The organism is Vibrio sp. 10N.286.49.C3 (genome assembly GCF_041469545.1).
Classification (GTDB): Bacteria; Pseudomonadota; Gammaproteobacteria; order Enterobacterales; family Vibrionaceae; genus Vibrio; species Vibrio tasmaniensis_A.
The window spans coordinates 149,291-169,049 of the sequence record NZ_JBFRKT010000021.1 but is presented as its reverse complement, the minus strand read 5'-3'; the positions used below and the strand labels follow the sequence as shown (position 1 = coordinate 169,049).

Annotated in this window: 23 protein-coding genes; 17 read left to right on the top strand and 6 right to left on the bottom strand. The window is 44.8% G+C overall.

All coding sequences use genetic code 11. From position 1 onward, the window contains the following. Positions 1-78 precede the first annotated feature (78 nt). Positions 79-1,257 carry an O-antigen ligase gene (locus tag AB4180_RS09785; RefSeq protein WP_017097806.1) on the bottom strand — a complete coding sequence of 393 codons (1,179 nt, stop codon included), beginning with the start codon at positions 1,255-1,257 and terminating at the stop codon, positions 79-81. 252 nt (positions 1,258-1,509) lie between these two features. After that, positions 1,510-1,896: a tautomerase family protein gene (locus tag AB4180_RS09780; RefSeq protein ID WP_017070218.1), complete on the bottom strand. Its 387-nt coding sequence runs from the start codon at positions 1,894-1,896 to the stop codon at positions 1,510-1,512. 309 nt (positions 1,897-2,205) lie between these two features. Here AB4180_RS09780 and AB4180_RS09775 point away from each other — a divergent pair, with 309 nt between their 5' ends. The 16 genes from AB4180_RS09775 to AB4180_RS09700 all read left to right on the top strand — a co-directional run bounded on the left by AB4180_RS09775 (position 2,206) and on the right by AB4180_RS09700 (position 14,932). Beyond that, the gene (locus AB4180_RS09775) at positions 2,206-2,826 is read left to right on the top strand and encodes an LON peptidase substrate-binding domain-containing protein (RefSeq protein WP_102248805.1); all 621 of its coding nucleotides are present in this window, start codon (positions 2,206-2,208) and stop codon (positions 2,824-2,826) included. A 110-nt stretch (positions 2,827-2,936) separates the two neighbouring features. Next, positions 2,937-3,584, top strand: coding sequence for a sigma-70 family RNA polymerase sigma factor (locus AB4180_RS09770; RefSeq protein ID WP_009846090.1), 648 nt, complete (start codon positions 2,937-2,939; stop codon positions 3,582-3,584). Further along, positions 3,577-4,287 (top strand): ChrR family anti-sigma-E factor, encoded by a 711-nt coding sequence (locus tag AB4180_RS09765; protein WP_102248804.1) that lies wholly within the window; start codon positions 3,577-3,579, stop codon positions 4,285-4,287. The genes AB4180_RS09770 and AB4180_RS09765 overlap by 8 nt, the downstream gene beginning before the upstream one ends. Positions 4,288-4,463: 176 nt before the next feature. Then, complete coding sequence (locus tag AB4180_RS09760; protein ID WP_102248803.1) at positions 4,464-5,411, top strand: DUF1722 domain-containing protein; 948 nt, start codon at positions 4,464-4,466, stop codon at positions 5,409-5,411. Continuing rightward, positions 5,408-6,823 (top strand): deoxyribodipyrimidine photo-lyase, encoded by a 1,416-nt coding sequence (phrB, locus tag AB4180_RS09755; RefSeq protein ID WP_102248802.1) that lies wholly within the window; start codon positions 5,408-5,410, stop codon positions 6,821-6,823. Before AB4180_RS09760 ends, phrB begins: the two co-directional genes overlap by 4 nt. A gap of 14 nt (positions 6,824-6,837) precedes the next feature. Next, on the top strand, positions 6,838-7,269 hold the full coding sequence (locus AB4180_RS09750; RefSeq protein ID WP_017098848.1) for a nuclear transport factor 2 family protein: 432 nt from the start codon (positions 6,838-6,840) through the stop codon (positions 7,267-7,269). After that, entirely contained in the window at positions 7,269-8,000 is a 732-nt protein-coding gene (locus AB4180_RS09745; RefSeq protein ID WP_017098847.1) for an SDR family NAD(P)-dependent oxidoreductase, read from the top strand. The genes AB4180_RS09750 and AB4180_RS09745 overlap by 1 nt, the downstream gene beginning before the upstream one ends. Positions 8,001-8,002: 2 nt before the next feature. Further along, complete coding sequence (locus AB4180_RS09740) at positions 8,003-9,274, top strand: NAD(P)/FAD-dependent oxidoreductase (RefSeq protein ID WP_102248801.1); 1,272 nt, start codon at positions 8,003-8,005, stop codon at positions 9,272-9,274. Beyond that, complete coding sequence (locus AB4180_RS09735) at positions 9,271-10,077, top strand: DUF1365 domain-containing protein (protein WP_102248800.1); 807 nt, start codon at positions 9,271-9,273, stop codon at positions 10,075-10,077. The genes AB4180_RS09740 and AB4180_RS09735 overlap by 4 nt, the downstream gene beginning before the upstream one ends. Positions 10,078-10,195: 118 nt before the next feature. Further along, complete coding sequence (locus tag AB4180_RS09730) at positions 10,196-11,476, top strand: cyclopropane-fatty-acyl-phospholipid synthase family protein (RefSeq protein WP_102248799.1); 1,281 nt, start codon at positions 10,196-10,198, stop codon at positions 11,474-11,476. Continuing rightward, positions 11,454-11,975 (top strand): DUF2878 domain-containing protein, encoded by a 522-nt coding sequence (locus tag AB4180_RS09725; protein WP_017082959.1) that lies wholly within the window; start codon positions 11,454-11,456, stop codon positions 11,973-11,975. The genes AB4180_RS09730 and AB4180_RS09725 overlap by 23 nt, the downstream gene beginning before the upstream one ends. 3 nt (positions 11,976-11,978) lie before the next feature. Further along, positions 11,979-12,566, top strand: a complete 588-nt coding sequence (locus AB4180_RS09720) for a chalcone isomerase family protein (protein WP_102248798.1) — start codon at positions 11,979-11,981, stop codon at positions 12,564-12,566. After that, entirely contained in the window at positions 12,563-13,105 is a 543-nt protein-coding gene (locus AB4180_RS09715) for a DUF3833 domain-containing protein (RefSeq protein WP_017098841.1), read from the top strand. The genes AB4180_RS09720 and AB4180_RS09715 overlap by 4 nt, the downstream gene beginning before the upstream one ends. Before the next feature lie 330 nt (positions 13,106-13,435). Beyond that, positions 13,436-13,699, top strand: a complete 264-nt coding sequence (locus AB4180_RS09710; protein ID WP_017098840.1) for a hypothetical protein — start codon at positions 13,436-13,438, stop codon at positions 13,697-13,699. A gap of 205 nt (positions 13,700-13,904) precedes the next feature. Continuing rightward, positions 13,905-14,579 carry an SDR family NAD(P)-dependent oxidoreductase gene (locus AB4180_RS09705; protein ID WP_017098839.1) on the top strand — a complete coding sequence of 225 codons (675 nt, stop codon included), beginning with the start codon at positions 13,905-13,907 and terminating at the stop codon, positions 14,577-14,579. A 113-nt stretch (positions 14,580-14,692) separates the two neighbouring features. Continuing rightward, on the top strand, positions 14,693-14,932 hold the full coding sequence (locus tag AB4180_RS09700) for an RNA-binding protein (RefSeq protein WP_009846076.1): 240 nt from the start codon (positions 14,693-14,695) through the stop codon (positions 14,930-14,932). A 255-nt stretch (positions 14,933-15,187) separates the two neighbouring features. Here AB4180_RS09700 and AB4180_RS09695 read toward each other — a convergent pair whose 3' ends face one another. The 4 genes from AB4180_RS09695 to AB4180_RS09680 all read right to left on the bottom strand — a co-directional run bounded on the left by AB4180_RS09695 (position 15,188) and on the right by AB4180_RS09680 (position 17,999). Continuing rightward, positions 15,188-15,532, bottom strand: a complete 345-nt coding sequence (locus AB4180_RS09695; protein WP_017098838.1) for a ribosome recycling factor family protein — start codon at positions 15,530-15,532, stop codon at positions 15,188-15,190. A gap of 210 nt (positions 15,533-15,742) precedes the next feature. Then, positions 15,743-16,987, bottom strand: coding sequence for a MalY/PatB family protein (locus AB4180_RS09690; protein WP_102248797.1), 1,245 nt, complete (start codon positions 16,985-16,987; stop codon positions 15,743-15,745). A gap of 122 nt (positions 16,988-17,109) precedes the next feature. After that, entirely contained in the window at positions 17,110-17,577 is a 468-nt protein-coding gene (locus AB4180_RS09685) for an OsmC family protein (RefSeq protein ID WP_102248796.1), read from the bottom strand. A gap of 29 nt (positions 17,578-17,606) precedes the next feature. Then, positions 17,607-17,999, bottom strand: a complete 393-nt coding sequence (locus tag AB4180_RS09680) for a GFA family protein (RefSeq protein WP_050651206.1) — start codon at positions 17,997-17,999, stop codon at positions 17,607-17,609. Positions 18,000-18,241: 242 nt separating this feature from the next. Between AB4180_RS09680 and nagE the strand changes: the two genes are divergently transcribed. After that, entirely contained in the window at positions 18,242-19,720 is a 1,479-nt protein-coding gene (gene nagE / locus AB4180_RS09675) for an N-acetylglucosamine-specific PTS transporter subunit IIBC (protein ID WP_102248795.1), read from the top strand. Positions 19,721-19,759: the final 39 nt, after the last annotated feature.

Sequence of the window (19,759 nt, the reverse complement as noted above, 5' to 3'; positions counted from 1 at the left end):
TATTTGTTCGTTATAACCTTAAATCAATAAACGCACTAAAACTACCCACAATGAAATTAGCGTAATACGCTGGTTTCATTACGCTTCTTTTCTCACTTGCAGTTTTAGTAGTACTCCAATAAACACAAAGTACATCACAGCTAAATCACCATTCCTGAAAGGTGAATCGAATAGACACATGAAAGAAAAATAAACGACCGGTAACAATACAATGGGCGATAGCTTGTATCTTGAATTAAACAAAGGGTACATCAGGCTAAGCATAAGAAGGGCAATGCCTACCAAACCGGATGAAGCCGCTTTATCAATATAGTTGTTATGAAGATGCGCATTAACGATAAATCTCTTACCCGAATTTGTTGGCGTGAATGAGAGTTTATCTAATTGCGCTTCTTTATCACCTCCAATGCCGAGCAAGGGGCTATCCACAAAGAAATCGAACCCTGCTTGATACATTTGTAATCTTAAGCCTATGGAAGTATCCATGTTGCCTTGTGATATCTCATGGTACTCATGCAAGCTATAGTCAATACGTTCACTTACCACGTCATATTTCGACATCAAAAACACAGAAAAAACGACCATGACACTAATACCAAGCAGCGCCTTGTACTGACGATGCTGCATCATCATTTTGAATAGGACAACTAAACCAATAAAAATAACGGCTAGTAGAGGCCCTCTTGACCCCACCAAAAACATGGATAGAAAGCCTATAAATGCCAAAATAGCCATTGCTTTGGGCTTTTTCCCTTCATACGAAACACACCCAAGTGCGAGCAATAAAATGACAGAGAAGCCTTGAATTGAAGCTATAACAAGAGCATTAGACGGCAAGCTCCCCCGATCCCCAGAGAGAAAAAAGATATAGTAAGCAACAAGGACGGTTGTACTGACAACAGAAGTGAAACATAAGTTCTGTATACCTGATAACTTAACAAAGCCATTTCGATAAAAAAGGAAAAATACCAGAGCAATCAACGTTGCCCTCAATTCTTGACTACTGAAACCATGCAACTCGTAAGATATAGTGGAAAAAATAGAGAGCAAGAGCAGTATCCACACCCAGCCATCTTCAAACCAGTCATGCTTCTCCTTGTTTTTTCGGTACAAAAGAGCACAACAGGCCGCAATCAATAAAGTGATACCCGCAAGAGGCTTACTCCCCTGACCTAACCACACCTGAACGGTAACAATCCAAAACAAAGGCAGTGTAATGAGTATCTTTTGAATTAAATTCGTGTTGATTCTAACCATAACTAATCTAAAAATGCTGAGAAGAGTTGCACTCTAAAACAAACTTGCCACTGTCGCAAACGAACTGTAGTGACATACAGCGGAAAACAAAGAAACTAGTCGCTTTAGGGCATTGTCTATGAATCATTTACCTAAAATTCATATGTCCAAACTCAGCCCATCTAACGGCTTTGGCATCAAACTCCAAAACCACGACTAGATAGGTTAGCTTAAGCCTTCTGTCTTACGTATTAGGAGTTAGGAGCTTAAACCCTAGACCTTTACTTTATATTTAAGATCTTGGGCTTCATCGCCAGTCATGCCTCGAAAGCCCCAGCAATGCGATGGCTGTTCCTTAATGGTAATCTCGATATCAATGGGAGAGATGGCCAGCTGCTTTTCTATTTCAGAAAATATCTTCTTAATCAGGCGCTTTTTGGTGTTCACCGCTCGCCCTTCCATCATATTGATTTCTATGACGGTATAAGCTTCTGTTCGCCCTTCGGGATAAAAGAAATCATCTCTTTCTAATGGTACAAACCGATGCGCTCGTTTGTCATCAGGTAACCCCATCTCACTGTTCAAACATTGTTGTAAGACATTAGAAAGCTGTAACTTAATCGGATTTAAGCACTCTTTGATACCATAAATAACGATCATGACCATTCCTTTGATGTGATGTCAGGTAAAGAAGAACTAAGAAATAAACAACGTAAGATAAGCGTGTCACTTGTTATCTACCCATTGACTAATTCTTAACCCATATTACCTAATGCCGTAAGTTAAAAAAGTTAAACCGATTAAATTGCGAATAAACGCGACAAAAAACCATGTCTCCCTCTCTCTAACTTCCTGTTCAATACATCACCCCACATTGATCGAACTTCAACGAGCACGCGTATACATCTCTGAATTACGTACGAATCAAATCCGTACAGACTCAATCATGTATGAACTAAGGAGTGCTATGTGCCGAATTCAGCTGAGAAGATCACACGGATAGAAACCGAATCAGAAACACCCGTAGAGACTTCTCAAGAGCTTGCGGTGTTTCCTCTCCCGTTATTCATTTTGCCAAGGGGCAGACAAAGACTGCGTATTTTCGAACCCAAGTATTTGAAAATGGTCGCTCATGCTGCGCAAGGAGACGGCTTCATCATTGCGACTCAGGACGACACCAACTCCGAACGTCTGAGTTCTTGGGGGACAAAAGTGTCTATTGTCGATTTCAATATGTCCGATGATCAAATCTTGGAAATCGATGTTGAAGGCGAACAGTTGGTGCAGCTTCACTCCTCCTTCCGCGACACTGATGACCTAATCAAAAGTGATTTCCGCCCTTTGCCTCATTGGCCACAACACAGCTATAAGGTGCCGAACGTGGTGACTGCGTTTCTTGTCGAGTTGTTTCGAGAACACGATTCAATCAGAGCACTTTACCCCACTCCTGACTTTGAAAGTCCTCAATGGATCTGTGCTCGACTCCTCGAAATGATGCCTATCCCATTGGAAAAGAAAACCAAATTCACAGAACCCGCTAGTTTTCCGTCTTTAGTTCCCTTTTTGAATCAAATCATTACAGGGCAATAAGCACTTTTATTCACTATAATTTTGTATAGTAGAAATTAATTTAAAATAAAGTGATCCCTACTCTCACTCTCCACGTAGTGTCTATCAAATTCGCATGATGGTTGATTACTATGCAAGTGGAAAGCAGAAGAACAGGGAACGGCAAGGAGCATGTCATTATCCCCGACAACAAACTACCTACCGAAAGTAAGGTACCTACAGAGCTCTCAAGCTGGCTGATTTTGGTTGGTTCAGACAGAGATAAGCAGGCATTTACTTGCTTGTTTAAATTCTTTGCTCCCAAAATCAAGCGTTTTGGCATCAGTAAGTTGGGCGGTGAAGCCGCTGCCAACGAGCTAGTCCAAGACACGATGACCAACGTTTGGAAGAAAGCGCATCTCTACAACGAAGAGAAAGGCGCAGCAACCACTTGGGTTTATACCGTTATGCGGAACGCCGCCTTTGATATGTTAAGAAAGGTAAAAGCGAAAGCAGAGCAAACCATCGCTGACGACATTTGGCCAATTGACGCCATGGTAGCCGAATCACAAAGTGATCAGCTTCAGTTTGGCGATCATCTAATGAGCCGTCATGTAATGACTCAAATCGAAAAGTTGCCTCTCGCTCAAAAAACCATTGTGAAAGGTGTCTACTTCCAAGAGTTATCGCAAGAGCAGCTCGCCCAACAACTCGATGTCCCGCTTGGAACTGTTAAATCACGTCTAAGACTCGCACTCGCCAAACTAAAAGTTCACATGGGGGAACAAGACCATGATTAAACATCACCCAAATGCGGCAATCTTGAAAGATTTTGTCGATGGCAATCTAGCGGATTCGGTTTCTCTGATTGTTTCTAGCCATGTAGAGCTTTGTGCACACTGCCAAAAACAAGTGAGCATGCTGACGGCGCAAGCTGCTGACACTGTCTTTGAAAGCGATACATCTGCCTTTGAAAGCGATACCTCAGGGCTTCAACTTTCTGACAGCGAAATGGACGCGTTCCTATCCGATGATGGAGAGTTTGATTTTGATACGATTGCTCAAATCACTGCTGATTCATCTCAAGCTATCGAAGTGACACCCGAAGTTCAGCAAGTTACGGTTGCAGACACCACGTTCACTATTCCTCGCGCGTTGAACTCAGTGGCGAGAAAAGACTGGATGAACTTAGGCAAAATTTCGCGAGCGCGACTCGATTTTGACGACGAAGCACACCACACCAGCTTGCTGCACATCGACAAAGATGGACAAGTTCCTTGCCACACCCACAAAGGCTTCGAGATCACGCTTCTTTTAGAAGGCAGTTTCGAAGACGAAATGGGCGTCTACAACAAAGGCGATTTCATCTGGTTAGATGGAGAACACACCCACCAACCTGCGACTAAAGAAGGCTGTGTGTGTTTAACCGTTTCAAGTGATGCGCTTTACTTCACAAAAGGTGTGAGCCAGTTATTCAATCCACTCGGTAAATATATCTATTAACCCTGTTGCACGCTATAAATATACAGGATGGCATGAAGTTATCCTGTATATCGTCAAATACATCTGGCTTAAAACATCAACGCTGTTGAGACTTAAAACACACCCGGCTCTGTAAGTACGATTAGCAATGTTGAAATATAATAAATAGCTCAAAGCAAGAGCAAAGGAGTTGGCCAATGGAAAAGAAAATTAAAATAGGCATTAGTGCTTGTGTTGCAGGACATAAGGTACGTTTCGATACAGGTCACAAACGCTCTCGTTTTTGTACAGATGACCTTGCAGATTATGTTGAACTAGAACCAGTATGCCCAGAAATGGCAGTGGGTCTTCCAACACCTCGCCCAATCATTCGCCAAGTTCGTCAGCTAGACAATATCATTCACGTTTCTAGACCTGACGGTTCTGGTGATGTGACCAATGATCTGATCGAGTTTGGACAAAACTATTCAAAGAGCAACCAGCACATCGCAGGATTCATTGTGTGTCAAAAAAGCCCAACCTGCGGTATGGAAAGAGTAAAAGTGTACCACCACCACGGTCGCGGCTCTGAATCGACAGGCGTAGGCATGTTCACCAAACAAGTGATGGAAGGCAACCCATTACTTCCAGTTGAAGAGAATGGTCGCCTCAATGACCCTATTTTGCGCGAAAACTTCATGACACGTGTCTTCACTTATCAGAAGTGGCTCAACCTTGTTGACGAAGGCGTAACTAAACACAAGCTGATTCAATTCCACAGCGCTCACAAGTACCTGGTAATGTGTCACCACATTGAAGGCTATAAGAGCCTAGGCAAACTTTTAGCGAGTAACGATTTAGAGATTGATGAGCTGGCTGAAAAGTACATCGAAGGTCTGATGACGGCGCTAATGCACCATGCAAACCGCGGCAGTCATGCTAATACTCTGCATCACTTACAAGGTTACTTTAAGAAACAACTGAGCAGCGCTCACAAACAAGAGCTCACGAATCAGATTTCATCATTCAGAGAAGGGCTAGTTCCTCTGTTAGTTCCACTAACACTGATCAACCACTACTTGATGGAATACCCAAACGAGTACCTTGAATCACAGGTTTACCTAAACCCGCACCCACAAGAACTTAAACTGAGATACGGATATTGAGCGACATTCTATGGATAAGACGAGACCTGCGGATTCACGATAACCCAGCGCTCCTCTCGGCAGTTGAAAACGGCGTAACGACCGCCGTTTTCATTTCGACACCTCAAACGTGGCAGCAACACCATCTTGCGCCAATCAAAGCTGATTTTATCTATCGTCATCTAAAACAACTCGATTCCCAGCTCGCTGAATTCGGGATAACGTTGCTTCACCTGAAAGCTAGCGACTTTGACGACCAATCCAAACAGCTCATCGATTTGTGCCAGCAGCTTGATGCCAAGTGCGTCTACGCTAACTCTGAACCAGAGGTCGATGAACAAGCTCGCGATAAAGAGCTGATTTCAAGCGGCCTAAACCTCAAGATCAGCGATTGTGACGTTATGCTGCCACTCGGTAGCGTTCTCAACAAACAAGGCGAGATGTTCAAAGTCTTTACGCCCTTTAAGAACGCTTGGTTAAAAGAAGTTCAGGTGAAAGGCATCATCTGCAGTCCAGCTCCTGTCGTGCCGACTGAACGTTCACAAACACAGCTTCCTGACGACTTACAAGCCTTAACCCTCTCCGCTGGCTATGATTTCGACTTTCCTCGTGTTGATTCAAGTCGCTGGCCATTAAGCCAAGATGTATTGGGCAATGTGATCCCCAATTTCTTAGGCAATAAAGTCAACGACTACGCACGTCTGAGAGATATTCCCTCAGTTAAAGGAACATCGGGCCTATCACCTTATTTAGCAATTGGCGCAGTGAGCCCACGTTGGTTAGCGATTCAATTGATTCAGCAACAACCCGATCTGTTATTTGATACGCAATTACCGGCCTTTTGTTGGCTCAACGAATTGATTTGGCGAGATTTTTATAAGCATTTGATGTTCCACCATCCTAAACTGGTTAAAGGCGCTAACTTCCAGCAAAAATACAATGGTTTAGATTGGTATCACGATCATCCTAGCTTTAAAACTTGGTGCGAAGGAAAAACAGGATATCCATTGGTTGATGCAGCAATGCGTCAACTGGTTGAAACGGGCTGGATGCACAACAGGCTAAGAATGGTGGTGGCAAGCTTCCTAACCAAGCACCTGCTTATTGACTGGCGTTGGGGCGAACGTTTCTTTATGTCACACCTGATCGACGGTGACTTTAGTGCCAACAATGGTGGCTGGCAGTGGGCTTCAAGTACGGGCTGTGATGCTCAACCTTACTTCCGAATTTTCAATCCAATCACTCAGAGTGAAAAGTTTGATCCAAAAGGAATTTTTATTCGTAAGTACATACCAGAGCTGCAAAATATCCCAGATAAGCATGTGCATTTCCCACATGACTTTATCGCTAAAAACGGAATAGACAGCGAATACTGGCAACCCATCGTTGAGCACAAAGAAGCACGATTGAGAGCCTTAGCCTTCTTCAAATAATTAGAGTGAATATTATGGATAACTCTCTATGGCTTGATAACTTTCTCAACATGTATCGAGAACTCGGAACCGACAATTTCGACGTGCTTAAGACAGTTTATCACCCTGATATTGAATTCCAAGACCCGCTGCATCATGTCAGCGGTATTTCGGCGCTTACGCACTACTTCGAGAACCTCTACACCCAGGTAACGAGCTGTTACTTTCATATAGAACACACTTTCGAAGTGAACGACGAAGCTTCGGTGTATTGGACGATGCAATTCGCTCACAAACAACTTAATGGGCAAAAGCCGATTGAAGTTCAAGGGCACAGCCATATCAAAATGTTGGACAATCAAGTGGTTTATCATCGCGATTATCTGGATGTGGGTTCTATGCTGTACGAGCACATCCCAGTATTGGGTTGCGCGATCAAATCCATCAAAAAAAGAGCGAGCCGATAATGCGTATTATGATCACAGGCGCGACCTCAGGTATCGGCCAATCACTTGCTATAGATTACGCCCAACAAGGGCATCAAGTGATTGCTTGCGGCCGTAATCAAGACAAACTGCAAACCTTAGTTGATTCTCACGAGACAGACTTATCGCACTCGTCAATTGACCCACTCTGTTTTGATCTGACCGATTACCACAATTTCCCAGCACTCGACCAAGATAAGCCGCTCGACCTACTGATCTTGAACGCGGGTGATTGTGAGTACATCGATGATCCTGTCAATTTCGACGCAGAGTTGTTCGAGCGCGTCATCAACATCAACCTAATTTCAATTGGCTACGCCCTTAAAGCTTGGCTAAAAAACATCAAGCCCGGCGGCCGCTTGGTTTTGGTCAGTTCAAGCGCGAGCTTTCTACCATTGCCAAGAGCCGAAGCTTATGGCGCTTCAAAGGCTGCTCTCACCTACTTAGGTCGAACGCTCTCAGTTGATCTCGCCGAGCACAACATTCATGTCTCAATTGTGCACCCAGGCTTTGTTGAAACACCATTAACCGAGCGAAACTCCTTCGCTATGCCTATGATTATTAGTAGCGAGGCAGCCACTCAACGAATCGTAAATGGTATTGCTCAAGGAAAGAGCGAGATCGATTTCCCAAGACGATTCATATTAATAATGAAATTACTAAGAATGCTTCCAACTCCAGTTTGGCAAAAACTCGCTTCAAGGATGGTATAACAATGAAGAAAATCGCCATTATAGGTTCAGGCATCTCTGGACTGACTTGCGCACACATATTAGATAAGCACCACGACGTGACCGTATTCGAAAAGAACGATTATGTTGGGGGCCACACCGCTACCGTTGATATTGAACATCAAGGCTCGGCGTTTTCGATAGATACAGGTTTCATAGTATTCAACGATCGAACCTACCCGAATTTCAATCAGCTACTCGTACAACTCGGTGTTGAAAGGCAACCGACCGAAATGAGCTTCAGCGTACACAACACCACAACTAAATTCGAATACAACGGCCATAGCATCAATTCGTTATTCGCGCAGAGGAGTAACATCTTCAAACCTCAGTTCTGGTCTTTAGTGTCAGACATTCTCAAGTTCAACAAACTGTGTAAGGCTCAATTCGAAAGTAACGAGTTCACACCGGATGTTACCTTGGGCAATTTCCTACGTGAAAACCAGTTTTCCGACTTTTTCAGCCAGCATTACATCCTACCGATGGGCGCAGCAATTTGGTCGACAAGCCTAGAGGAGATGGAAGAATTTGAGCTTAAATTCTTTATTCAATTCTTCTACAACCACGGGCTACTCGACATCGCGAACCGTCCACAATGGTATGTAATTCCTAAAGGGTCGCGCTCTTACGTTGAAATCATCCTTTCACGCTTGAACAAATCCGTCGCTTTGAACACATCGATCAAACAAGTGACTCGTCAAGAAACGGGCGTCACGATTGAATTTGAAGATGGCGCTACACAAGACTTCGACGAAGTGATATTTGCTTGTCACTCAGACCAAGCGTTACGTTTACTCGGCGATGCGACCGAGCAAGAGCAACAGGTTCTAGGCGAGATCCCATACAGCCGCAATGAAGTGGTTCTGCACACTGATACCCGATTGTTACCAGACAGAAAGCTTGCATGGGCAAGTTGGAACTACATGTTGGATGGCGACAGTAAACGACCTGCCTGTGTGACTTACAACATGAACATTCTGCAAGGCATCGAAAGCCAAGACACCTTCTGTGTCACCTTGAATCAGAGCGAAGCCATCGACCCAGAAAAAATCATTCGCAGCTTTGTTTATCATCACCCGGTACTTAACTCGAACACAGTAGAGGCTCAGCACAAGCGCGAACAGATCTGTGGCAAAAACCAGACTCACTTCGCCGGCGCGTACTGGTACAACGGCTTCCATGAAGATGGCGTCCACAGTGCACTCGATGTGACCAAACGCTTCGGTTTAGATTTGAGTACGAGTTCAGCGCTATGAACAGTCAAACCCTGGCATCCGAAATGGAGATCGCATCCGAAAAGAGTGAAGAGCTCAGCGGTATCTATTGGGGCAACGTCAGACACCGCCGCTTTGGCGACATCACACATGAGTTCAGCTATCAGCTGTATATGATGGGGTTGGATCTTGATGAACTGCCCCAAACCACAGCGCGTAGTGCGCTGTTCGGAACTCGATGGTACAACCCGATTCGCTTTGTCGAATCGGATTATCTCGCTGAAAAAAAAGAAAATGCCACCACGGATGAACCAAAATCACTTAAACAACGTATAGCTTCCAAAGTGCAAAAACTTGGTGGGGTTTGGTCTGATTCAAACCGTGTGACGATGCTGGCTCAGTGCCGCTGTTTAGGTATCTACTTCAGCCCAATCAACTGTTTCTTCTGTTACGACGAAACAGGAGATTGTAAGTACATGTTGGCTGAAGTGAGTAACACGCCTTGGCGAGAAAGACACTACTACCTGATCGACATGCACCAAGAATTAAAGGTTAAGAAAGAGTTTCACGTTTCGCCGTTCATGGATTTGAATATGACTTATTTTTGGAAGATTAAGCCACCAGCGAAACGCACCTTGGTCCACATTGAAAGCCGCCGAGACGACAAGCTTTTCGATGCGACACTGGCCTTGACGAAACAGTCAGTAACCAAGACAAACATTAGACGAACGGTATTTAAGATTCCGGCGATGACGATCAAAGTCGTGATGGGAATTTATTATCAGGCTCTCAAATTATTCCTGAAAAAAGTACCGTTTGTGGGGCATCCAGACTCAACATCTTAAGTGTCTTCACAGCAACTAAATAATAGAACTCGACCCAAGCTTGGGTTCGCTCCAACTAAGGGGCACAACCCAGCTTAGTTGGCACAAAATATTAGAATGAGTTATCAGCGAGGTTTACATGGAACAGCTTGCCAAACAAAACAACAACATTGAACAACAAGCTAAAGCCGTTGCTGTTTCAAGCAACTGTAAATATCGAGCTTTAATCTTTAAGGTTCTAGAAAGCCTGCAATTCGCGACGCTTGAGATTATTGAGCGCGACCAGCATTCGGTGTTCGGCGATCGAGAAGCAGACTTGAAAGGTAGAATCGTGATTCACGATGCAACCTTTTTTAGAGATGTCGTGATTGACGGCAGTATTGGCGCATCTGAGGCCTACATTGATGGAAAATGGACAAGCCCAGATCTCACCAAAGTGATTCAAATCATGGCTCGAAATCAATCTCAACTCGACGAGCTTGACGATAAAACGCAATGGATTTCTCGCATCAAAAACCTATTATTGCGTCGTAAGAATGCCAATACCGAGCAAGGCTCTAAACGTAATATTCTTGCGCACTACGACATTGGCAATGAGTTGTATGAACGCTTCTTAGACAGCTCGATGCAATACTCTTCCGCTATCTACAGCGGAGAAGCAGAAACTCTATCCAAAGCTCAGCAAAACAAAATGAAAACCATCTGTGAGCGATTAGAGTTGTCAGAGAAAGACAGCGTGGTCGAGATAGGTACCGGCTGGGGTGGCTTAGCGATATTCATGGCGCAACACTACGGATGCCATGTCACCACAACCACAATCTCAGATGCCCAACACGCGCTTGCAGAACAGAGAGTAAAAGCGCTTGGCTTAACCGACAAAATCACCCTGCTTAAAGAGGACTATCGCAACCTCACTGGTGAGTATGACAAGTTGGTCTCTATCGAGATGATTGAGGCGGTCGGACATGAATATCTACAGACCTTCTTTGAGAAATGTTCTTCACTGTTGAAACCATCAGGCAAAATGCTGATTCAAGCGATCACTATTGCCGACAGTCGTTACGACAAATATCGCAAAGGCGTCGACTTTATTCAGAAGTACATTTTCCCGGGCGGTTGCCTACCTTCGGTCTCAGTGATGACCCAACACCTCGCGACCAGTACAGACCTTGTTGTCCAAGAAATTGATGACATTGGCCTGCACTACGCTCGAACGCTTAATGATTGGAATGTTGCCTTTGAAAACAGTTGGGAAGAGTTAGAGTCTCTCGGCTATTCAGAAGAGTTTAAGCGCTTGTGGATCTTCTACTTCTGCTACTGTGAAGGTGCATTCAAAGAGCGCGTGATCAGTACTCATCACTTAGTTGCTAGAAAACCTCGTTACTTTGGAGCAAAAGATGAAACGGTTTTGGATTATTAATCTCGTTCTGTTTCAAGCGACCTGGGTTTGCAGCGCGTTCTTTACCGCGCAAGCCCCGTTCGTGGCGCCACTGATTGTGGCCGTTCACTTCCTTCTCTCCCCTACTCGCAGTAGCGATCTGAAAATACTCATTTTATTACCATTGGGGCTGTTGCTTGATAGCCTCTTACTTCACTTCGGCGTGTTTGCCGTCGACTCTGAAATTGCAAATCAATCTTGGTTCCCAGTGTGGCTAGTTTGCCTGTGGATCATGTTTTTAATCAGTTTTAACCACAGCCTAAATTGGCTTTTAAAATGCTCGAAAGTGATCTTGTTTGTCATAGGGTTCGTAGCAGGTACTAGTAGTTATTGGGGAGGCATCAAAGCAGGCGCCCTTCTGACTACTTGGCCAGACGCATCGGTGTTAGCTGCCCTTGCAATAAGTTGGGGGATTTTGTTGCCCTTACTGGTGGCCGCTTACTCCAACTTAGTACAACCCAAAATGGCAACAACGAGGTGACTTATGGCTTTTCCACGCAACCCTACGCAAGCGTTCAAATCTGAGAGCGATGTTAGTCGCGTTCGCACTCAAACAAGCGAGCAATCAAGAAACCGACTATTTAGCTTAGCCACCCTAACCCTCATTTGCGCAGCACTCCTTTTTACCGGGAATGCCAACGCTTCTGCTGTCGATGATTTAAACAAGCGTGGCCAAGGTGAGATGAGTTACTTGTTTTGGACTTTGTATTCTGCAGAGTTTTACACCACTCCTTCTAACTCTGAGCGTGCTTTGAAACTTGAGTACTACCGAGCAATTGACAGCGAAGACCTTGTAGACGCAACCAAAGACCAATGGAGCAAACTTGGTTACTCCAACAACAATATCCAACGTTGGTTGAAGCCTTTGTACGCAATGTGGCCTAACGTTGAGGAAGGCAGCACGCTGACTATCCGAGTTGCTGAAGACAACGTAAGTCGCTTCTATTTCGATGAGCAACCCATCGGCACCATCCAAGACAAGCAATTTGGTGAAGCCTTTCTCGCGATTTGGTTATCTGAGAACACATCTGAGCCCGGTCTACGCAAACAACTATTAGGGTTGAACAAATGAATCCAAAAACAACAATAATAAAATTTGCTTTGGCACTGTTTTCACTCACTTGGCTAGCGGGTTGTGGCTCTGCAAGTTTAGAAAACCACGTAGACACTACGCCAGAGCTCAAGCTTGAAACCTTTTTCAATGGCGAGCTAATGGCATACGGCATGGTACTCGACCGCTCTGGTAACTTACTGCGCCGCTTTGATGCCAAGCTCATCGCTACTTGGGACGGAGACAACGGAGAAATCAAAGAGTGGTTCTCCTTTGCTGATGGTGAGCGTTCAACTCGCGTTTGGAACCTCATCAAAACCGGTGACAATACCTACACAGGCACCGCCAACGATGTCGTTGGGACGGCATATGGAGAGACCCAAGGTTCAGCGCTTTATTGGAAATATGATTTAGAAATCGAAGTAGACGGTAGCACCTATGAAGTGGTGCTTGATGATTGGATGTTCTTGATGGACGACAAACGCCTGTTCAATAAAACCGAGATGTCTAAGTTTGGCTTTAAAGTCGGTGAAGTGATTTTGTATATCGAGAAACTTTAATTAACTGCCGTTTCTGATTCTTAGCTCCATCAGCGATAACCTCTACTCCAAAAGACAATCTCAGCCCACCTTTTAATATCAGCCCGCAAACAATCTCTACCCACAATGCAATCTCAACCCACAACAGAAAATTGTGGGTTGTTCTGTTTAATCCCTCGAATAGCATACCTGTATGCTCAAGCCTTTGTGCTAAGATGCGCCACCAGCATACAAATGGGCTAAACTCAGTTGAGCGAACGTGATACACAGTTCCACCAATTATGAGCACTTCCCCATTGGTTTCGCTAAGCGTAGATTCCCTACCATGAATAATTGAAAAGGCTTTAAAGCATGAGCAAGTTGACCTCAGCGGAGCGTAAAGCTCGCGACAATGAACGTTTCTCACAACGTGTAAACGACCGCAGAGAAAAAGGCGAAGACGTAGTTGCTTACGCACTGACCAACAAGAAAGCTGTAAAATTCCTGACTAAGTCGGAAAAGAAACGCTTCAATGAAGCGAAAGTCATTCGCCAAGAAGAACAGCGCGTGAAAGATCAAGAAGAGCTCAACAGAATCGAAGACTCATTCACGACCAAACAGTTCGACGACGAGTAATCTGATTTTCAAAAGCGCTGGCCTATGCCGGCGTTTTTACTTTTTAGTACTCCTTCTTTTTTCTTTCTTGGCTTACATCACTTTCTCAAACCTCAATTCTATCGAGCAATCTTAGTCATGAGCCTCAGCATCTTGGTCTTAGATCTCAGAAAACACGCTTTCAAAGCCTTACTATCTCGATTCAATTCAACAATCCCGAGTCCCCATGATTTTAATCACCGGATCAAGCAGCGGTTTAGGCGCAGCTTTAGCTAAGCAATATGCGAACGCATCAAACAGCCGTCAGCGCTTAATGATCACTGGCCGCAGCTCACAGCGTTTAGCTGAATTAGCGAAAAACCTGCCAGCAGATACCGTTAGCCAAACCTGTGATCTATGTGACCCGCACTCCGTGAGCGAGCTGCTTGATGCCTTGCCAGAAACACCAAAACTGGTGGTTCACAGCGCTGGCAGTGGATACTTCGGTAAGATAGAACAACAAGATCCAGCTGCGATCAGTGACATGCTAAAAAACAATATCGAGTCCTCGATATTTCTGATTCGCGAGCTTGTTCAGCGTTACAAAGATCAACCCGTCACCATTGCGGTCGTGATGTCGACCGCGGCTCAAGGCGCGAAAGCAGAAGAATCCACCTACTGCGCAGCAAAATGGGCAGTAAAAGGCTTTATCGAATCGGTAAGGTTGGAGCTCAAAGGTCACCCGATGAAAATCGTTGCGGTTTATCCCGGCGGAATGGCGACAGAGTTTTGGGGAACCAGCGGCAAAGCGATGGATACTTCAAGCTTTATGACAGCTCAAGAGGCTGCTCAAATGCTGCAACAGGCGTTAACCAGCACTGAGCATGGATTTGTATCAGATATCACGATAAACCGCGGTTAACGGCTAATGAGAGTATCGAACAGGTAAACAGAGCTATTCGAGCTAATTATTTGTGAGGGTGAGCATGAAAGTGTGCGACAATGCTCGGCGTAAATTCATATTCAAGGTTTATTATGAAACTTCTAGTTCGTAACCTATCGCGCTCTACTGCTGAGCAAGACATCCGTGTTCTATTTTCTGAGTTCGGCTCAGTAAAAGAGTGCAGCCTAGTTTTAGACCAAAACACTGGCGAATCTAAAGGCTTTGCATTTGTTGAAATGCCAGAGCACGAAGAAGCGAAAGCGGCACTAAACAAGCTGAACATGTCAAAGCTTGGCAGCAACACGATTCGTGTAAAAGTCGCTAACTCTTAATTAGAGCAAGCACTTAGCAAAGGCTGATTGTTAGCTTATAGCTTAAGATTGATTGTTAACATCAGATCGGTTGTTAACAGCAGATTAATCGTTAACAGCAATCATCAAATGACTGGTCTCTTTATCTAGCTTCACCGTAAGCTCAGATAATAAAGCCCGTAACGATATTCCGCTGAAAAAGCATAATATCGTTACGGGCTTTTTGCTGCTCGCGATTCTCTTTTCAAAACCAACCTATTCACTTATCGTTTGCGCTTATAACCCTTCATATTCATCAATAGCACGCCTTGCTTCTGCCATTGAACATCCTGATTCCATCACTAACTGCGCGACCGTCATCGAGGGCGTAGCGGCTAACAACGATGCCAAACACACCACAGGCTTAGGCAGTACTTTGTCGATTGCGATTGCTATCCAACCGTCTTTTTCATGAGTGAGCAGGGTTTTAAATTCAATGAGTTGATGATCCTGAGCCACCAACAACCAGTTGCGTGAACGTCGCACTCGCTTCAACTGGCATCCACACTCAGTCGCATTCGCCATCACTTGGCTTTTATCACTCACACGATGTACAAAACTATTCAGTGGGACACTAAACATAACTCTCTGCCAACCAACCTATACCAATCATTCAAGCGCTCTCTAACTACCACTCGGCAACTCAACATTCTCTATCAATAAAATCATGCTTAGAATTACACAGACACAAAAAAACCGCCAGTGATGCGCTAAACAGCCTCGCGGTTTTTCGTACTTTACAGCCGAATGATCAGCATCAGCGGCTAAGCATTTTCAATTCAACATGGATAATCAGCAGCAGCTTTTTGAATTGCCCTGATCACAGCAGTTTGAATTTTTCTGGCCTCCTTGCTCAAAACCCTCAATCGCATCAGCCAACGCAGTAAATGATTGCTCGATATTGTCGCGTGAAGTCGCGATGTTCATTCGCATAAAATGATAACTCTCAGCGCCAAACCAGCCGCCCGGAGTTAACCCCATTTTAGCCTGCTCAAACACCACGTTCTTTAGATCTTCTTCCGAGAAACCTAACTCAGAAAAATCAAACCACACTTGGTAAGTGCCTTGCGGTTGGAAGACTTTTAACTGAGGAATTCGCTGCTCTGCAAATTCGGTAATCCACTTAACTGTGCCTTGCAGATACGCCAACATACCATCTAACCACTCTTCACCCTTTTCGAAGGCAGCAATCGTCGCAAACGTCGTCAAGGCATTACCATGGTCAAGATACATCGCCGCGACATTGGTTTTGAACGCTTCAAATAGCTCATTGTTGTTGGTGTACACATAGCCGTTTGAAATGCTGTGCATGCCGAAGGTTTTCGCCGGAGAGCCAATCAAGGTGATGACCTTGTCGTAATCAAAGCTGGTTAAGCTCGTGAAAGCGTGACCTTCAAAGATAATGTCTGAGTGGATTTCATCGCTGATGATCAGCACATCGTGGCGCTTGGCGATCTCGATGACTTGTTCAATTTCTTGCTGCGTCCACACACGACCCGTTGGGTTGTGAGGATTACAGAAAATCATCGTTTTTACTTTGTGTTCGATTATCTGCTGTTCCATACCATCGAAATCAATGCGGTAACCTTGCTCATCATTAATCAGTGGGCTGTTCACCACCTGACGATTAGCCTTGTTCGCCAAGTTAGAAAACTGGTGATACGCTGGCGTATGGATTAGCACACCATCACCTTCACCTTCACCTTCATTGGTGAATTGACGCAGTAACAATGCAATACCAGAAAGCACACCCGGTACCTGAACGAACTTATCAGCAGAGAGGTTCAAACCATGACGCTTTGAATACCATTGCGACAGCGCTTCAAACACTGCTTGCTCATGAAATTCGTAAGAGTACACACCGCGCTCAACCAGACGATTCAGCTCTTGAGTGATCGGCTCTGCCACCTGAAAATCCATGTCGGCAATCCAGTAAGGAAATACATCGACAGTGTTGTAAATGCTCTCTAGCATCTCTGGTTTGCTTTTGATAAACGCATGTTCACCGTAATTCGATGCACTGTTAAACGCTGTCATGGAGGGTTCCTCAAATAGTGTGCTTGGTTCTTTTGCAATCAACTGGATTGCCTGAATACCCTTAAGACGATAGCGAGATAAAAAGGACGAAGTTTTTAAAGAAATCTTGTGATTAATTAAGATTAATCTCGCATCTCGACCACAATTTCAGTCTTGACCGAGTTCGCGATAAAGCAGTTTTTGTGCGCCAAGTGATGCAGTTTTTCGAGCTGTTTGGCGGTCGGCTTTTTGGTACCTAAAAACACAATCTTAGGGCGCAGAGTCACCTTAGTGACAGACGAGCGACCGGATTCATCTTCTTCCAGCACACCAATCGCATCATCCACGTAAGAGTCGATCACGTACTTCTGCTTGGCGGCAATGCCCAAAAACGTCAGCATATGGCAGCTAGAAAGTGCCGCGATAAACGCTTCTTCTGGGTCGACATTCGCTTCCACCGAAAACGGCAGTGGCACAACATGAGGAGAAGACGAAGCAGGTACAGTGACACCACCATCGAACTCCCACGTATGACCGCGACTGTATTGGTTGTCGCTAAAGGCTTCATCTTCCGCTTTTTGCCAGCGAATGACCGCTCCATATTCAGACATAATTAATTCCTTTTATATTGTGTAACGACTTAGCGATCAGCAGGGTGATTAACGCCATCGTTGGTCACCACATCACCAATATCAAAAGGGTTCACCCCTTCCAAACAGCCGATGTTAAAACCGTATTCATTTGGGCTAGAACGGCGTTGATGATGGGTATAGATGCCGCAGTTTGAGCAGAAGTAATGCTTCGCAGTATTGGTATTGAATTGATAAAGCTTGAGATGCTCCGCACCTTTGAGGATCTTGATGCCATCCAGCGCAACAGAGCCCACAATCGCTCCCCTGCGACGACAGATAGAACAATCACAACGACGTGGTTTTTCTATCCCGTTAGGTAAGCTAAGCTCTAATTCAACCGCACCGCAATGGCAGGTTGCCTTGTGAAAAGGTTGGATAACCGTGTTACCGACTAGTTTCATTTTTATCTCTCCAATCACGTCCATGTGGTCAAGCTATCTTAACGAGAACGGTTTACGTTGTCCGTAAGGAAGCTTTGAATTTAGCATTTTTAGAACAATCAACTTATCCATAAAATCTTCAATAGTTCTCAGTTTTACAACGACATCGCCCTACATTAATAATCGTTAATCTAAGCACAACCGATCCTTAATCCTTATGCAAGTAAGCTCTCCCTATCAATAAAAATAGAGAGAGAAAAAACGTGAACATACTTGGATACTTACAAAAAATCGGCAAAGCACTGATGGTGCCGATCGCCGTACTGCCTGCCGGTGGTTTGATGCTAGGGTTGGGCTATGCTCTTGACCCATCAGGTTGGGGAGCTAACAGCGCATTAGCCACCATACTCGTATACGGTGGTAAAGGCATTATGGATAACCAAGCGTGGTTATTCGCGGTTGGTGTCGCTTATGGTTTAGCAAAAGACAATAACGGCGCTGCAGCTCTATCTGGCCTATTAGGTCTACTCGTCGTGGAAATGATCGTGGGTAACGTGAATGTTATCTCACAGATCACCGGTGTCCCTGTTGATCAAATGGGCGCATCTGAACTTATCGCTTCTAATGCAGCAGTGAGTGCATTCACTGGCATCATGATAGGTATTGTCGCCGCCACTCTTTATAACCGATTCCACACCATAAAACTGCCTGCGGCTCTCGGATTCTTTGGTGGCAAGCGCTTCGTTCCAATCATCACTTCTCTAGCCGCGATTAGTATCAGCTTAGTCATGGTTTATGTGTGGCCTGTCGTCTACGGAGCACTGGTTGAGTTCGGTATTTCTATTTCTGAAATGGGCGCGACAGGCGCTGGCCTCTATGGTTTCTTTAATCGCTTACTTATTCCTGTTGGCTTGCACCACGCACTTAACCAAGTTTTCCTATTCGATTTAGTGGGCATCAATGACATTTCTAAATTCTGGTCGGGCACTGGCGAACTCGGTGTAACGGGTATTTATCAAGGTGGCTTCTTCCCTGTTATGGGTTATGGCTTACCAGCGGCATGTTTAGCGATGTACCACTGTGCTAAACCAGAAAACAAAAAGAAAGTCGGCGGTATTCTAGGTGCTTCAGCGTTAACCGCTATCTTAACTGGCGTAACAGAACCGATTGAGTTTGCCTTCATGTTCGTGGCACCTGTGCTTTATGTTATTCACGCGCTTCTTGCCGCTATGTCGCTATACTTTGCTGCTAGTATGCAGTGGATCGCTGGCTTTACCTTCAGTGGTGGGTTAATTGACTTCGTGCTGTCTTACAATCTTCCGCTCGCAGTAAAACCTTACATGTTGATACTTCAAGGTCTATTCTTTGCGACGATTTACTACTCAATATTCCGCTTCGCCATCCTAAAGTTCGATCTCAAAACACCGGGACGTGAAGATGTAGGCGTTGCAGAAGTAAACCAAGTTTCATCGAATGAGAAGGCGGCGCAATACTTAAAAGTGCTCGGTGGACATGCCAACCTAACCAGTATCGATTCATGCATCACAAGACTGCGTTTAACACTTAAAGACATCAGCATTGTTGATGAAGCGACACTGAAAGCGATTGGCGCAATGGGCGTGGTAAAAATTGGGGCTAACAACCTTCAGGTTATTATTGGCACAGAGGCAGAGGAGATCGCTCATGCGATGAGTCAAATCCCTAAAAGCCAAGACCTAACATCGGTCCCACTTCCAAGTTAAACCCAGCGTCACTAAAACACAGCACACGTTGCGATTCAC

What these genes read in the sequence shown, in the direction of transcription:
- AB4180_RS09785 (WP_017097806.1), bottom strand. Translation starts at nt 1,257, where the DNA reads ATGGTTAGAATCAACACGAATTTAATTCAAAAGATACTCATTACACTG.
- AB4180_RS09780 (WP_017070218.1), bottom strand. Translation starts at nt 1,896, where the DNA reads ATGATCGTTATTTATGGTATCAAAGAGTGCTTAAATCCGATTAAGTTA.
- AB4180_RS09770 (WP_009846090.1), top strand. Translation starts at nt 2,937, where the DNA reads ATGCAAGTGGAAAGCAGAAGAACAGGGAACGGCAAGGAGCATGTCATT.
- AB4180_RS09765 (WP_102248804.1), top strand. Translation starts at nt 3,577, where the DNA reads ATGATTAAACATCACCCAAATGCGGCAATCTTGAAAGATTTTGTCGAT.
- AB4180_RS09760 (WP_102248803.1), top strand. Translation starts at nt 4,464, where the DNA reads ATGGAAAAGAAAATTAAAATAGGCATTAGTGCTTGTGTTGCAGGACAT.
- AB4180_RS09750 (WP_017098848.1), top strand. Translation starts at nt 6,838, where the DNA reads ATGGATAACTCTCTATGGCTTGATAACTTTCTCAACATGTATCGAGAA.
- AB4180_RS09745 (WP_017098847.1), top strand. Translation starts at nt 7,269, where the DNA reads ATGCGTATTATGATCACAGGCGCGACCTCAGGTATCGGCCAATCACTT.
- AB4180_RS09740 (WP_102248801.1), top strand. Translation starts at nt 8,003, where the DNA reads ATGAAGAAAATCGCCATTATAGGTTCAGGCATCTCTGGACTGACTTGC.
- AB4180_RS09735 (WP_102248800.1), top strand. Translation starts at nt 9,271, where the DNA reads ATGAACAGTCAAACCCTGGCATCCGAAATGGAGATCGCATCCGAAAAG.
- AB4180_RS09730 (WP_102248799.1), top strand. Translation starts at nt 10,196, where the DNA reads ATGGAACAGCTTGCCAAACAAAACAACAACATTGAACAACAAGCTAAA.
- AB4180_RS09725 (WP_017082959.1), top strand. Translation starts at nt 11,454, where the DNA reads ATGAAACGGTTTTGGATTATTAATCTCGTTCTGTTTCAAGCGACCTGG.
- AB4180_RS09720 (WP_102248798.1), top strand. Translation starts at nt 11,979, where the DNA reads ATGGCTTTTCCACGCAACCCTACGCAAGCGTTCAAATCTGAGAGCGAT.
- AB4180_RS09715 (WP_017098841.1), top strand. Translation starts at nt 12,563, where the DNA reads ATGAATCCAAAAACAACAATAATAAAATTTGCTTTGGCACTGTTTTCA.
- AB4180_RS09710 (WP_017098840.1), top strand. Translation starts at nt 13,436, where the DNA reads ATGAGCAAGTTGACCTCAGCGGAGCGTAAAGCTCGCGACAATGAACGT.
- AB4180_RS09705 (WP_017098839.1), top strand. Translation starts at nt 13,905, where the DNA reads ATGATTTTAATCACCGGATCAAGCAGCGGTTTAGGCGCAGCTTTAGCT.
- AB4180_RS09700 (WP_009846076.1), top strand. Translation starts at nt 14,693, where the DNA reads ATGAAACTTCTAGTTCGTAACCTATCGCGCTCTACTGCTGAGCAAGAC.
- AB4180_RS09695 (WP_017098838.1), bottom strand. Translation starts at nt 15,532, where the DNA reads ATGTTTAGTGTCCCACTGAATAGTTTTGTACATCGTGTGAGTGATAAA.
- AB4180_RS09690 (WP_102248797.1), bottom strand. Translation starts at nt 16,987, where the DNA reads ATGACAGCGTTTAACAGTGCATCGAATTACGGTGAACATGCGTTTATC.
- AB4180_RS09685 (WP_102248796.1), bottom strand. Translation starts at nt 17,577, where the DNA reads ATGTCTGAATATGGAGCGGTCATTCGCTGGCAAAAAGCGGAAGATGAA.
- AB4180_RS09680 (WP_050651206.1), bottom strand. Translation starts at nt 17,999, where the DNA reads ATGAAACTAGTCGGTAACACGGTTATCCAACCTTTTCACAAGGCAACC.